We start from the raw sequence: 13894 nt of genomic DNA on the forward strand, positions 1-13894 counted from the left end.
ACAATCAACGAAGTTAGTAGTACTCGACAACCTATCGCTTAGATAATCGAAATTGGTCTAAGTTAAAAATGTAGTGAAAAATCCTATGCTATAATCACTAATTATAAATCAGAGGTTCTGGTAAAAACTTATGTATTATTTTCGTGCACTCCCGGTTGGACTACTCGGAAGTTATGTCAATTAAAAGAGATCAAATTCCATTTCAATAAAAATTTGAAGTTTTTAATACACTTTTTAAAATGATAGTTTTTATTAAAAGTTCTGTATTCAATCTCCAAAATTAGTACTACTCACATAATGATTGGAGTGCAATGCGGCGACTCCAGCGGGAACAGTGAGAAAGTCGAGACCCCACAGCGAAGCGAGGAGGCTCCACCTCGCCCGCGGAAAGCGTCCACACGGAACGGAAATCAGAGCACTTACTTTTTAGATTTTTAGCCCAATAACATAAATTGTTCTCCTTTTTTCACAAGAATCATGAATGTTCTCCATTACTAATTAGTTGCTTCACCAATCTATTTATGATAATCTTTATAAGTACAATACCGTACTTAACCTTTCCTTGGCTTTTTCGATTCTCCAACGATTGCTCAGGATTAGGGGATAACAAGAATTTTAGGAGGAAACCAACATGGCAATTACACAAGAACGCAAAAATGAATTAATCGCTGAGTACAGAACTCACGAAAGTGATACTGGATCTGCTGATATTCAAATCGCAATTCTTACAGAAGAGATTAACTCTTTAAACGAACATTTACGTACTCATAAGAAAGATCATCACTCACGTCGTGGTCTATTCAAAATGGTTGGACGTCGCCGTAACTTATTAAAATACTTACGTGAAAACGAAGTATCACGTTACCGTGATCTAATCGCAAAACTTGGTTTACGTCGATAAGATTCGATTTAGGAAAGCGGGATTTATCCCGCTTTTTCTTTTGCATAAAAAACTTCGCATAGTTGAAAGATTTTTGATACACTACTTATGATACATATAACTTTTATATACCCTTTTTTAAAGGAGTTTTTGAAGTCGAGAGGAGTCCAGATTACATGAGTGAAAAGAAAGTATTTACGTACGAATGGGCAGGACGCCCGTTGCAAGTAGAAATAGGACAACTTGCAAAACAAGCGAACGGGGCAGTATTAGTACGATATGGTGATACAACTGTATTATCTGTAGCAACTGCATCGAAAAACCCTAAGAATTTAGATTTCTTCCCTTTAACTGTGAACTATGAAGAAAAACTTTACGCTGTAGGTAAAATCCCAGGCGGATTTATCAAACGTGAAGGACGTCCTTCAGAACGAGCAATCTTAACAAGTCGTTTGATTGACCGTCCAATTCGTCCTTTATTCCCAGATGGTTTCCGTAATGAAGTTCAAGTGATTTCAATCGTGATGTCTGTTGATCAAAACTGTTCTTCTGAGATGGCGGCAATGTTAGGTTCATCTTTAGCGCTTAGCGTTTCAGATATCCCATTTGACGGTCCAATAGCTGGCGTTCAGGTAGGTTTAATTGGAGAAGAACTAATTATCAATCCAACTGTAGAGCAAATGGGTAAGAGCACTTTAGACTTGGTAGTAGCCGGGACAAAAGATGCGATTAACATGGTTGAAGCAGGAGCTAAAGAAGTTTCAGAGGAAACGGTACTTGAGGCAATTATGTTCGGTCATAATGAAATTATCAAGTTAATCGAATTCCAAGAAAAAGTAGTAGCTGAAGTTGGAAAAGCGAAAAAAGATATTCCTCTTTTTGAGTTAGATAAAGTACTTTTTGAAGAAGTAAAAGGTATTTGTGAAACAAAACTTGTACAAGCAATACAAGTACAAGAAAAACATGCTCGTGAAGATGCTATTACTGAAGTAAAAACAGAAGTCATTGCAATTTATACAGAAAAAGAAGCAACTGATGAGACGTTGAAGCAAGTACGTGAAATTTTAGATGCAATGGTGAAAGATGAAGTTCGTCGTTTGATAACAGAAGACAAAATTCGTCCTGATGGTCGTGGAGTAGCGGAAATTCGTCCACTATCTTCAGAAGTTGGCGTATTGCCTAGAACTCACGGTTCTGGATTGTTTACACGTGGACAAACACAAGCTTTGAGCATATGTACTCTAGGGCCCCTTGGTGATGTGCAAATTATCGATGGAATTGGCTTAGAAGAAACAAAACGTTTCATGCATCACTATAACTTCCCTCAGTTTAGTGTAGGAGAAACTGGTCCTATCCGTGCTCCAGGTCGTCGCGAAATTGGTCATGGTGCTTTAGGAGAGCGCGCTCTAGAGGCAGTTCTTCCAGATGAAGCTGATTTCCCATACACACTTCGTTTAGTAGCAGAAGTGTTAGAATCCAATGGATCAACATCACAAGCTAGTATTTGTGCATCAACTCTAGCAATGATGGATGCAGGTGTTCCTTTGAAAGCACCAGTTGCAGGGATTGCAATGGGACTTGTGAAAAAAGGTGAACATTATACTGTGTTAACAGATATTCAGGGAATGGAAGATCATCTTGGAGATATGGACTTTAAAGTAGCTGGTACATCTAAAGGTATTACAGCACTTCAAATGGATATTAAAATTGATGGACTATCAAGAACAATTCTTGAAGAAGCGTTAGAGCAAGCTAAAATTGGTCGTATGCAAATTTTAGAAAGTATGCTTGCAACAATTTCTGAACCACGTGAGAAACTGTCCAAATATGCACCTAAAATTGTTGTGATTAAGATTAATCCGGATAAAATCCGTGATGTAATTGGACCAGGTGGTAAACAAATTAATAAAATTATCGATGAAACTGGCGTGAAAATTGATACAGAGCAAGATGGTACAATTTATATCGCATCAGCTGATGAAGAGATGATTGCACGTGCAAAAGAAATTATCGAGAACATTGTACGAGTAGCGCAAGTTGGCGAATATTATCTTGGGAAAGTTAAACGAATTGAAAAATTCGGTGCTTTCGTAGAATTATTCACTGGCAAAGATGGCTTATTGCATATTTCCGAAATTCAAGAAGAACGTACGAAAAATGTGGAAGATGTTCTAAAACTTGGGGATGAGCTATTAGTGAAAGTAATAGAAATTGATAATCAAGGTCGTGTCAATTTATCTCGTAAAATTGTTGTAAAAGAAGAAAAAGAACGCGCTGAGCAACAAGAAAACAAATAATTAATCAATTACATCAGCATGACAAAAAAGGTTGACCGTAGCCGTGTTGCTACGGCAACCTTTTTAAATAGCTGAATAGAATAAACTGAGGTGTTAATTTGATAAATAAAATAACTTGTGAAAATGGAATACGAATTGTTTCAGAACATATTCCTTATGTGCGATCTGTAGCTGTGGGGATTTGGGTCGAGGCAGGATCAAGGTATGAGTTACCTGAAGAAAATGGCTTAACTCATTTTATTGAGCATATGTTATTTAAAGGAACTGAAACGAGAACTGCGAAACAAATTGCAGAAGAATTTGATCGTATTGGTGGTAATATCAATGCTTTCACTTCTAAAGAGAATACATGCTACTATGCAAAAGTATTAGATCATCATGCAGAACATGCGGTGGAAATACTAGCAGATATGTTTTTCCACTCTCAATTTGATGCAAATGAAATTGAGAAAGAAAGACAGGTTGTTTTGGAAGAGATTAATATGGTAGAGGACACACCAGATGATATCGTGCATGAATATTTATGGCAAGCGATGTACGAAAATGACCCGCTTGGTGCGCCTATTTTAGGCACAGAGGAAACGTTGAATAGTTTCACAAAAGAAACGATTCAAGCATACATGAAAAAACATTATACCCCAGAAAATGTAGTTATATCTGTTGCGGGTAATATTCCAGAAGGACTACTAGAGTATATTGAAACATTATTTAGCCAACTAGAAAAATCGAGTAATGAGAAGATACCTATGGCAACTCCAGAGTTGAGAGCAGTACATGTCGAAAACTTTAGAGAAACTGAGCAAGCACATCTTTGTTTAGCATATCCAAGTTTAAGTGTAAAGGCTGATAACATTTATAGCCTAGTTGTGATGAACAATATCTTGGGTGGAAGTATGTCTTCTAGGCTTTTCCAAGAAATCAGAGAAGAAAAAGGTCTTGCTTACTCGATCTATTCTTATCATTCTTCATATGAAGATACTGGTGCTCTTGCTATTTATGGTGGGACTTCTAGCAACCAATTGGAAGAACTATCTATGTCAATTCAGCAAGCGATACAAAATATTCTTGAAAAAGGATTTACAGAAACAGAAGTATCTAATGCAAAAGAGCAATTGAAAGGTAATCTACTCCTTGGCTTAGAAAGCTCCAATGCTCGAATGAGCCGTAATGGTAAAAATGAATTGCTGTATGGTGAACATCGTTCATTAGATGAAGTAAGTGCATCAATTGATGAAGTCTCCTTACAATCGGTAATGGATCTTGCTGCAGAGACATTTTCCCATAAACCAGCCATCTCAATCATTAAACCAAAAGTCGATCAAATTTGATCGGCTTTTTTTATATAGGAAATATATTTTTTGTTTTTTTAAGGACCAGGCGTCTTCTTGCTCGTTATTTTATATTCACTTTGTACTGCGAAATGGCATATATATAAATAGAAATCAATAAGGGGGAGAATGATTGTTACTTTCGGAACTTGCAGAAAAAGAGCTGATCCAAGTTAAGGACGGGGCGAGATATGGCAAACTAGCAGACACTGAGTTACTCTTCAATCCTGAAAATGGGAAAATAGAAGGTTTTGAAGTTTTTCAAAAAACAGGATCCTTTTTTCAAGGAAATAAATCAGCGAAAAAAAAGGAATTTATCTCATGGGAAGAAATAATTCTCATTGGTAAAGATAGAATTCTGTTTAATGAGGCAAACAATGAAATTGGAAATAGTGAATATTCGTGAAAAAAAAATGTGCAATCATAGGTACAGACGCCCGTCTATCGTTTTTGAAGGACACATTAGATAACGAACTAGAAGTGAAAATCTTTCCAACGACGATTTGGACGGAAGAACTAAAAGCCGCAATAATGGATTTTCAACCTACCATCATTTTTTTACCTATTCCACCATTACAAATAGATAGTTCTTTCGTTTTGCCTGAGTCATGTCTTCTCCTTTTCGTTGGAAAAACGAATACAGAAATTGAACAGGAAATACAAAATAGCCAGGTCCATGCTTTTTATTATTTAGAGGATGAACAGTGGATTTGGGAAAATGCAAATCTTACAGCAGAGGGATTTATATATAACTTTTATAGAAGTGAAAACGAATCTATTTATAATAAAAAATTCATCATAACTGGGTATGGAAGAGTGGGAAAAAGACTTGCTTTTGCTCTACATCATTTGGGCGCAGAGGTAATTATCTCGGTTCGCTCGGAACATCAATTATTTGAGGCAAAAAGCTATGGATATCAGATAGAACAATTTGAGCATGTTGTTCATAATCAAGAAGCAGATACTAGCTATCTGATAAACACTATTCCAAACAGATGGCTGAGCACGTCTGATACGGCTATATTTAAAAAAGTGTATGATCTAGCTTCAAATCCAGGATGTTTACTCGAGTCAGCCAATTCAATCCCAACAAATTATATCCATTCAACTAGCTTACCAGGATTGTATTTTCCCAAAGATGCAGGATATTTGATAGCAAAAGCTGTGCAAACTCAATTGGCTCTACTGGAGGGGGAAAAATAGTGTTAAAAGGTTTTCGAATTGGATTAGGAATAACTGCTTCTCATTGTACTTATGAGGAAGTTATCCCAATGATTAAACAGTTTACTGATCTAGGGGCAACTGTAGTTCCTATTATTACGTATTCTGTATTAACTGCGGCAACACGTTTTGGAACAGGGGAAGAATGGATTGAGAAAATAGAAGAGGCAAGTGGTAGTAAAGTAGTGTCAAAAATAGTGGAGGCAGAACCATTTGGACCTACAAACCCACTGGATTGTATGGTAATTGCTCCGATGACAGGCAACTCTATTAGTAAGCTTGCAAATGCCCAAACAGATTCACCTGTGTTGATGGCGGCAAAAGCAACATTGCGAAATGGAAAACCAGTAGTTCTTGGAATATCCACAAATGATGCATTAGGATTGAATGGAATGAACATTATGAAATTACTTTCTACTAAAAACATATACTTTATCCCCTTTGGCCAAGATAATCCTCATAGCAAACCAAACTCACTCATTGCTGACTTTACAAAAATAATTCAAACAGTTGAACATGCGATTCAATTCAAACAATTCCAGCCTTTGCTCATAAGTCATAAATTATAAATATTGATGAAGATGTATTTTCATGTATAATAAAATACAATATCAAAAATAGCATAGGTCTAGGGGGAGAGCTTTTCATGTCACAAGGTTATACAGTAGCAATTGTAGGAGCGACAGGAGCAGTTGGTCAAAAAATCATTGAAAAATTAGTAGAAAGAAGTTTTCCATACAAAACGTTAAAGTTATTAGCTTCTAAAAAATCAGCAGGTAAACAAGTAGAAGTAGATGGAAGTTCTTATACTATTGAAGAAGCAACACCTGAAGCTTTTGAAGGTGTAGATGTAGCATTTTTCTCTGCAGGTGGTTCAATTTCTAAAGTTCTAGCAAAAGAAGCGAGCAATAGAGGGGCAATCGTAATTGATAACACAAGCGCCTTCCGGATGGATAAAGATACACCACTTGTAGTTCCTGAAGTAAATAAACAAGCCTTACATGAACAAACAGGGATTATTGCTAATCCAAATTGTTCTACTATTCAGATGGTTTGCGCACTTGAACCAATTCGTCAGAAATTTGGTCTAACCAAAGTAATAGTTTCAACTTACCAAGCGGTATCGGGTGCCGGAGCTGCTGCAATTAATGAATTGACAACACAAAGTGAAGGTATAAAAGATAAACAAGCAAAACCAGAAATCTTACCTGTTAAAAGTGCTGAAAAGCATTATCCTATCGCAGGTAATGTTATTCCTCAAATTGACGTGTTCACCGAAGATGGATTCACTTTTGAGGAACATAAAATGATGGATGAAACTAAAAAAATTATGTCTTTACCTAATCTTGCTATTGCAGCAACTTGTGTAAGAGTGCCCGTTGTTACCGGACATTCCGAATCTGTCTATGTAGAGGTAGATCAAGAGAATGTATCAATCGATCAGCTAAAACAACTACTTGCAAACTCAGAGGGGATTACGTTACAAGACGCTCCTGACCAACAATTTTATCCTATGCCGTACTATGCAGATGGTAAAGACGATGTATTTGTAGGACGCTTAAGAAAAGATCCATCAAACGATAAAGGATTTCATATGTGGATAGTATCAGATAATTTATTGAAAGGTGCAGCGCTAAACTCTATACAAATTGCAGAAGCACTTATTGCTGAAGGTATATTAAAAGAGGTGTAAAAATGAAGATAGGACCAATTGCTACGGCAATGGTTACCCCATTTCAAATAGATGGCTCCATCAATTATACTGTGACAGAATTATTAATTGAACATTTACTTTCGACAGGGACTGACTCTCTTGTCGTTTGTGGGACAACAGGAGAATCTCCAACTTTAACAATGGAAGAAAAACTTAAATTTATTAAATTCGTAGTAGAGAAAGTAAACAAAAGAGTACCTGTCATTGCAGGTACTGGAAGTAATAGCACAGCCGCATCCATTGACTTGTCTATAAAGGCTGAGGCTCTGGGAGTGGATGGCCTAATGATTGTCACCCCTTATTATAACAAACCCAATCAACGCGGGCTGATAGCTCATTATGAAGCTATTGCAAATGAAACAATATTGCCAATTATCATATACAATATTCCAAGCCGTTCTGTTATCAATATGGAACTAGATACATTGGTAGCTTTAAGCGAAATACCCTCCATTAAGTTTTTAAAAGATGCTAGTGGTAATTTAGATCAGATGACTCGAATAATGGCTAAAACAAAAGGGAATTTAGAAGTGTATAGCGGAGATGATTCACTCACTCTTCCATTACTAGCAATAGGGGGTACTGGAGTAATTTCGGTTGCTTCCCATATTGTAGGAAATGATATGAAGAAAATGATGGAAGCTTTTCATAATGGAAATCATACGGAAGCTGCAAGAATTCATCAATCATTATTGCCGTTAATACAGGCACTCTTCAAACACCCCAACCCGATTGTCGTAAAATATGCGCTTTCGAAGGTAGGAGTAGAAGTGGGAAGCTTACGCTTACCACTCACTGAGATGACCGAAAGAGAAAAGCAGGAATTTGATGTAATCTGGGATGAATATTTGAATACTCAATAATTTGGCAGAAAGGCTGAAGATTTCCTATTTCAGCCTTTTTTTTATTTGTGTGAATCGCTGACGTCCGATATAATGAAAATACGTGGATGTTGGTCGGGTTAACTTCTTTTATAAAAAATTTAACAAGCTAACGTAAATAGATATCTCCCACCCTTGGAAAGGGCGGAGAGACGAATACTAATTAATAAGTAATAAAGATTCAGGAAGTACAAGCATTTGCTAGAAAGTAAAGCTTTCGGAGGATGTAAAAGGTGTTGAATGGAGTCTTAGACTACAGAAAGCCTAAAATCGTATTACTATTCGATAGTTGCAAACTGAACTGCATGACGCAGGACTAAGCACCATATACATCTAGATACAATTTCTCTGAGGCGTAATTGATTTATAGGAGGAAAAGATTTGGTAAAAGTAAAAAATGAACTTATTCGAATTATACCGCTCGGTGGAGTTGGAGAAATCGGAAAAGCAATGTACGTAGTAGAAATAGATGAAGAAATTTTTGTCGTAGATAGTGGTTTAATGTTCCCAGAAAATGAAATGCTAGGAATAGATATTGTAATTCCTGACATTACGTACTTAGTAGAAAACAAGGATCGTGTAAAAGGGATCTTCTTAACACATGGTCACGAAGATGCGATTGGTTCCATTTCATATTTACTTCAAAAAGTACAAGCACCGGTATATGGCTCTAAATTGACAATTGCTTTAGCAAAAACGCATTTAAAAGCGTTACCGACGAAACAACCAGTCAAGTTTTTCGAAGTAACAAATAAAAGTCGCATGAATTTCCAAGGAACCTATGTTACTTTTTTCCATACAACGCATAGTATTCCTGATTCTCTTGGGATTGTGTTCCATACGTCTGAAGGTGCAATTGTTCATACCGGAGAATTTAAGTTTGACCAATCGGCTAAAGGAAAGTATCGTCCTGACATAGCAAAAATTGCTGGTTTAGGAGAAGATGGTGTATTTATACTTCTATCTGATTCAACAGAAGCAGAAAGACCAGGTTATACAACTTCTGAAGCGGTAATCGAAAACCAATTATCAGAAACATTCCACGCTGCTAAAGGTCGTATACTAGTCGCACTATATGCATCTAACTTTATACGAATTCAACAAGTTATCGACAAAGCAATTGAAACAGGAAAAAAAGTCGCAATTGCAGGAAAAAGCTTAGAAAATATTTTCGAAATAGGGTTAGATCTAGGGTATTTCACTGTAGAAGAGGAGACAATTATTTCTATCAAGGAAATCTCTAAATACAATGATGAAAATATTGTAGTTATTGTCTCAGGTACACAAGGTGAACCATTAGAAGCCTTAGAAAAAATGATCCGTAAGCATCATAAAGATATTAAAATAAAAGATACAGATACTGTCTTGATCACTTTTACACCGTCTCCAGGTATGGAGGTAGGAATGTATAATACGATGAACCAAATTGCAAAAGTTGGAGCAAAAGTACTTACTTCTGAAAAAAATGTTCATGTATCAGGTCATGGTAGTCAAGAAGATTTAAAAATGATGTTAAATCTAACAAAACCTAAATACTTTATACCAATTCAAGGGGAATATCGCATGTTGATAGCCCATTCAAAATTGGCTCAAGCAATTGGTATGACCAAATCGGAAATTTTCATCGCCGATAAAGGGGATATCGTAGAATATAAGAGTGGTAAAATGAGAATGAGTGGCCGAGTTCAAGCTGGCAATATCTTAATAGATGGAATCGGTGTTGGAGATGTAGGAAATATTGTTTTACGCGATCGCAAACTACTTTCACAAGATGGTATATTTATTGTTGTTGTTACTTTAAACCGAGCACAGAAGAAAATTGCTTCAGGACCAGAAATTCTTTCGAGAGGATTTGTTTATGTTCGTGAATCTGAAGAGCTAATGGAAGAGTCTGCCAAGCTGGTCAGAACTGTTGTTGAAAAATATGTGAATAAAGAAACGTTTGAATGGACAAACATTAAACAAGAAATCCGTGATACGCTAAATTCATATTTATTCCAACAAACCAAAAGACGTCCAATGATTATCCCTATTATTATGGAATATTAATATGAATAAAGGATTTCCTTTCCGAATACGGAAGGAAATCCTTTTTATCTTAAAGGACAAGAAAGTATATAAAAAAGTAACTTGAATAAGGCATCCGTGGCAGGGGAAAGAATGAATAGTATTCTGATTTCCAATACAGTTGGACGCTTTCTGCGTGTACGACTAGTATGAGGGAAATGTCTGTCCATAATCCTTCGAAAACGATCGTTGTCGGTTTAAGGACCTGGCGCATATTTCTGTTTTTTCTTCTAATAGATTTTTAAAATTACTTAGAAAGTAGGTGACACTTTGGCAAGAAAGAAAAAAAGACCAACTAAAAAGCCGTCTAAAAAAACAATGCATCCGCTCCTTTATGAAATTATTGGACTATTAATTATTGGATTATCCATTATTTCGTTTTTTGAATATGGGCTTGTGGGTGAATTTTTGTCTTATATTAGTTATTTCTTATTTGGGAATTGGCATATTGCAGTTCCATTTATGCTAATCGTGTATGCACTTATTATAATGATCAAACAATCCGTACCGGCATGGAACCATAGATTACTTTTAGGCTGTGCTTTTGTTTTGGGAAGTTTATTGTTATTTAGCCATATCGCATTATTTCAACAATTATTTGAAGGAAAAGCATTAGTAACCAACTCTGTGTTAAGAGAAAGCTATCGCGTTCTAGTAGAAAGTGGTGGGATTACCAATAGAAATACCTCATTAGGCGGCGGAATAATAGGTGCAATCCTTTTTGCATCATTCCATGTTCTGTTTGCTTCGGCCGGCGCAAAAGTAGCGGGCTGGCTAATGTTATTTATAGGAATTGTGTTACTGACTGGAAAAGCCTTAGTTCCTTACTTAGTAGAAGCGTTTCCGAAGCTAAAAGAAAGCTTCCTAAACAGACCGAAAAAAAAGAAGAAAAAACCTACACCTACAGCTACTCCTATTAGTGGTCAGTCCCGTCGAAACAAAAAACAGGCTGCACAGGAAGAGGCTGTTACTGTAATAGAAGCAGTTCCTTTAGAAACAGAAGAAGAGGAGCAGTCCACATCACCGATCATTTCTGCATTTACCGAACGTATAGCTAGAAAAGAAGTGGTAGAGCAACCATCTGAACCCGTTGAACCTATAGAGATTAATTTGGAAAATGAAGCAGTTGAGAATGAAGATTATCAACTACCCTCTATTAATTTGTTAGATGCACCTGCTCATAGTGATCAAAGTGGTGAATTGAATGCGATTCAAGCTAATGCTAAAAAACTAGAACAAACATTTTTAAGTTTTGGTGTTAAGGCAAAGGTTACTCAAGTTCACTTAGGCCCAGCAGTAACAAAATATGAAGTTCTACCTGATGTAGGGGTGAAAGTTAGTAGGATCGTTAGTTTACATGATGATCTTGCTTTGGCCTTAGCAGCGAGAGATATTCGGATTGAGGCACCTATACCTGGGAAATCGGCTATAGGGATCGAAGTACCAAATAAGGAAGTAGCTATTGTAAGTTTGAGAGAAGTTTTGGAATCAGAAGAAAATAATATGCCGAGTCAGAAGCTATTAATTGGCTTTGGACGAGATGTAACTGGGCAAGCTGTGCTGGCCCAATTAAATAAAATGCCACATTTACTCGTTGCCGGATCTACTGGAAGTGGGAAGAGTGTTTGTATCAATGGCATAATTACAAGTATAATGATGCGAGCAAAACCGCATGAAGTGAAGATGATGATGATTGATCCAAAAATGGTAGAGCTTAATATGTATAATGGGATACCGCATCTACTTGCGCCCGTTGTAACTGACCCACGAAAAGCATCACAGGCCTTGAAGAAAATAGTCTCTGAAATGGAAAGAAGATATGAGTTGTTTTCTCATACAGGCACAAGAAATATGCAAGGGTACAATGAGCATATTGACAGATGGAATGAAGAGAATGAAGAAAAACATCCGAAACTACCATTTATTGTGGTTATAGTAGATGAATTAGCTGACTTAATGATGGTTGCTTCTAGTGATGTAGAAGATTCTATCACTCGCTTGGCTCAGATGGCTCGTGCAGCTGGTATTCATTTGATTATTGCTACACAAAGACCGAGCGTTGACGTGATAACAGGGATTATTAAAGCTAATATTCCTTCAAGAATTGCATTTGCAGTTTCCTCAGCAATTGACTCCAGAACTATTTTAGATATGGGAGGAGCAGAAAAACTATTAGGTAGAGGGGATATGTTATTTCTTCCAGCCGGTAGCTCGAAGCCAGTCCGAGTACAAGGGGCATTTTTATCAGATGCGGAAGTTGAAAGAATTGTAGATTTTGTTATTGAACAACAAAAGGCTAATTATCAAGATGAAATGATTCCAGATGAAGTGCAAGAGTCGGCAGAACAGTTAGATAGAGATGAATTATATGATGATGTTGTGCAACTAGTAACTGAAATGCAAACTGCTTCCGTCTCATTACTTCAAAGAAGATTTAGAATTGGTTATTCCAGAGCAGCCAGAATTATCGATCAGCTAGAACTTAGTGGGGTTGTCGGACCTTATGAGGGAAGTAAGCCAAGACAAGTATTGGTTTCTAAACACTCTGTGGATGATGATAATATATAACCTAAAAGGTTAAATAGTATCACACTTTATAGAAAAAGTATGACAAAATAATTACAAATTCACATACTTTTTGTATCAAGTTTTAAAATAATATAAATAAAAGTATTTATTTCATGTATTAAAAATGTTATAGTATGACTGATTAGTAGGAAAGTTTTACATCAGAGGTCTGATCTCTTCAAAATGGTGGTGTTTTAGATGACAATAAAAGTAGACCATCGGCATTTATATTTACAAGTGATTGATCGTCTTAAACAAGACATCGATAAGGGGATATTCAAAGAAAAGGAAAAGCTTCCTTCAGAATTTGAATTGGCCAAGTCATTAGGAGTAAGTCGCGCAACTTTAAGAGAAGCTCTTCGCTTATTGGAAGAAGAAAATGTAATAGTCAGAAGACATGGAGTGGGCACGTTTGTAAATTCTAAGCCCATTTTCACGTCTGGTATCGAACAGCTTTCTAGCGTCTCATCTATGATTCGTAAGGCTGGAATGGAACCAGGTACAGTTTACTTGAGTTCTATGCAAGCGATTCCATCTGAGGATGATATTTTAAGATTCCAGTGTGGAGATGAGCAATCGATAGTTACAATGGAACGTGTCCGTACTGCAAATGACGAACCGGTTGTGTATTGTGTCGATAAGGTTCCGAAAAATTATTTACCTAATGATTTTCTCATTAGAGAAGAAGGCTCTATTTTTACTGCATTAGAAGAGTCTGGAGAAATACATATTTCATATGCGGTGACTTACATTGATCCTGTGGGTTACCACGAGATCGCATCTCCTACTTTGAACTGTGAGCCAGAAACTTCCTTGCTTGTTTTAAAACAACTCCATTACGATGAAAACGATCGTGTGGTTTTGTACTCGAAAAATTATTTTCGAGCGGATAAATTTAGCTTTCACGTTGTTCGGAAAAGGGTGTAAAATGCAACAAT

General features: G+C 36.6%; 11 protein-coding genes. All 11 read left to right on the top strand.

The window, feature by feature from the left end; all coding sequences use genetic code 11:
* The first annotated feature begins 631 nt into the window (after positions 1 to 631).
* The 11 genes from rpsO (at position 632) to MKX53_RS06245 (ending at position 13883) form a co-directional block, all read left to right on the top strand.
* Positions 632 to 901: a 30S ribosomal protein S15 gene (gene rpsO / locus MKX53_RS06195; protein WP_090562453.1), complete on the top strand. Its 270-nt coding sequence runs from the start codon at positions 632 to 634 to the stop codon at positions 899 to 901.
* A gap of 155 nt (positions 902 to 1056) precedes the next feature.
* On the top strand, positions 1057 to 3177 hold the full coding sequence (pnp, locus tag MKX53_RS06200) for a polyribonucleotide nucleotidyltransferase (protein WP_340909901.1): 2121 nt from the start codon (positions 1057 to 1059) through the stop codon (positions 3175 to 3177).
* A gap of 98 nt (positions 3178 to 3275) precedes the next feature.
* Positions 3276 to 4505 (top strand): M16 family metallopeptidase, encoded by a 1230-nt coding sequence (locus tag MKX53_RS06205; RefSeq protein ID WP_340909902.1) that lies wholly within the window; start codon positions 3276 to 3278, stop codon positions 4503 to 4505.
* A gap of 133 nt (positions 4506 to 4638) precedes the next feature.
* Positions 4639 to 4911: a YlmC/YmxH family sporulation protein gene (locus tag MKX53_RS06210; protein WP_093535061.1), complete on the top strand. Its 273-nt coding sequence runs from the start codon at positions 4639 to 4641 to the stop codon at positions 4909 to 4911.
* On the top strand, positions 4908 to 5708 hold the full coding sequence (locus MKX53_RS06215) for a dipicolinate synthase subunit A (protein ID WP_340909904.1): 801 nt from the start codon (positions 4908 to 4910) through the stop codon (positions 5706 to 5708). Before MKX53_RS06210 ends, MKX53_RS06215 begins: the two co-directional genes overlap by 4 nt.
* Positions 5708 to 6295, top strand: coding sequence for a dipicolinate synthase subunit B (locus MKX53_RS06220; protein ID WP_340909906.1), 588 nt, complete (start codon positions 5708 to 5710; stop codon positions 6293 to 6295). The genes MKX53_RS06215 and MKX53_RS06220 overlap by 1 nt, the downstream gene beginning before the upstream one ends.
* Positions 6296 to 6372: 77 nt before the next feature.
* A complete protein-coding gene (locus MKX53_RS06225) occupies positions 6373 to 7419 on the top strand; it encodes an aspartate-semialdehyde dehydrogenase (protein ID WP_093535055.1) in 1047 nt (348 codons plus the stop codon).
* Positions 7420 to 7421: 2 nt separating this feature from the next.
* Positions 7422 to 8303 (top strand): 4-hydroxy-tetrahydrodipicolinate synthase, encoded by an 882-nt coding sequence (gene dapA / locus MKX53_RS06230; protein WP_340909908.1) that lies wholly within the window; start codon positions 7422 to 7424, stop codon positions 8301 to 8303.
* A gap of 399 nt (positions 8304 to 8702) precedes the next feature.
* Positions 8703 to 10370, top strand: a complete 1668-nt coding sequence (locus MKX53_RS06235) for a ribonuclease J (protein WP_093535051.1) — start codon at positions 8703 to 8705, stop codon at positions 10368 to 10370.
* A 336-nt stretch (positions 10371 to 10706) separates the two neighbouring features.
* Positions 10707 to 12956: an FtsK/SpoIIIE family DNA translocase gene (locus MKX53_RS06240; RefSeq protein ID WP_340913258.1), complete on the top strand. Its 2250-nt coding sequence runs from the start codon at positions 10707 to 10709 to the stop codon at positions 12954 to 12956.
* A gap of 198 nt (positions 12957 to 13154) precedes the next feature.
* The gene (locus tag MKX53_RS06245) at positions 13155 to 13883 is read left to right on the top strand and encodes a GntR family transcriptional regulator (protein ID WP_093535049.1); all 729 of its coding nucleotides are present in this window, start codon (positions 13155 to 13157) and stop codon (positions 13881 to 13883) included.
* Positions 13884 to 13894 lie beyond the last annotated feature (11 nt).

Source organism: Psychrobacillus sp. FSL K6-4615 (assembly GCF_038008225.1).
In the GTDB taxonomy this organism is placed as follows: Bacteria; Bacillota; Bacilli; order Bacillales_A; family Planococcaceae; genus Psychrobacillus; species Psychrobacillus psychrotolerans.

Coding starts and splice junctions, on each gene's coding strand:
- rpsO (WP_090562453.1), top strand. CDS start 632: ATGGCAATTACACAAGAACGCAAAAATGAATTAATCGCTGAGTACAGA.
- pnp (WP_340909901.1), top strand. CDS start 1,057: ATGAGTGAAAAGAAAGTATTTACGTACGAATGGGCAGGACGCCCGTTG.
- MKX53_RS06240 (WP_340913258.1), top strand. CDS start 10,707: ATGCATCCGCTCCTTTATGAAATTATTGGACTATTAATTATTGGATTA.
- dapA (WP_340909908.1), top strand. CDS start 7,422: ATGAAGATAGGACCAATTGCTACGGCAATGGTTACCCCATTTCAAATA.
- MKX53_RS06225 (WP_093535055.1), top strand. CDS start 6,373: ATGTCACAAGGTTATACAGTAGCAATTGTAGGAGCGACAGGAGCAGTT.
- MKX53_RS06245 (WP_093535049.1), top strand. CDS start 13,155: ATGACAATAAAAGTAGACCATCGGCATTTATATTTACAAGTGATTGAT.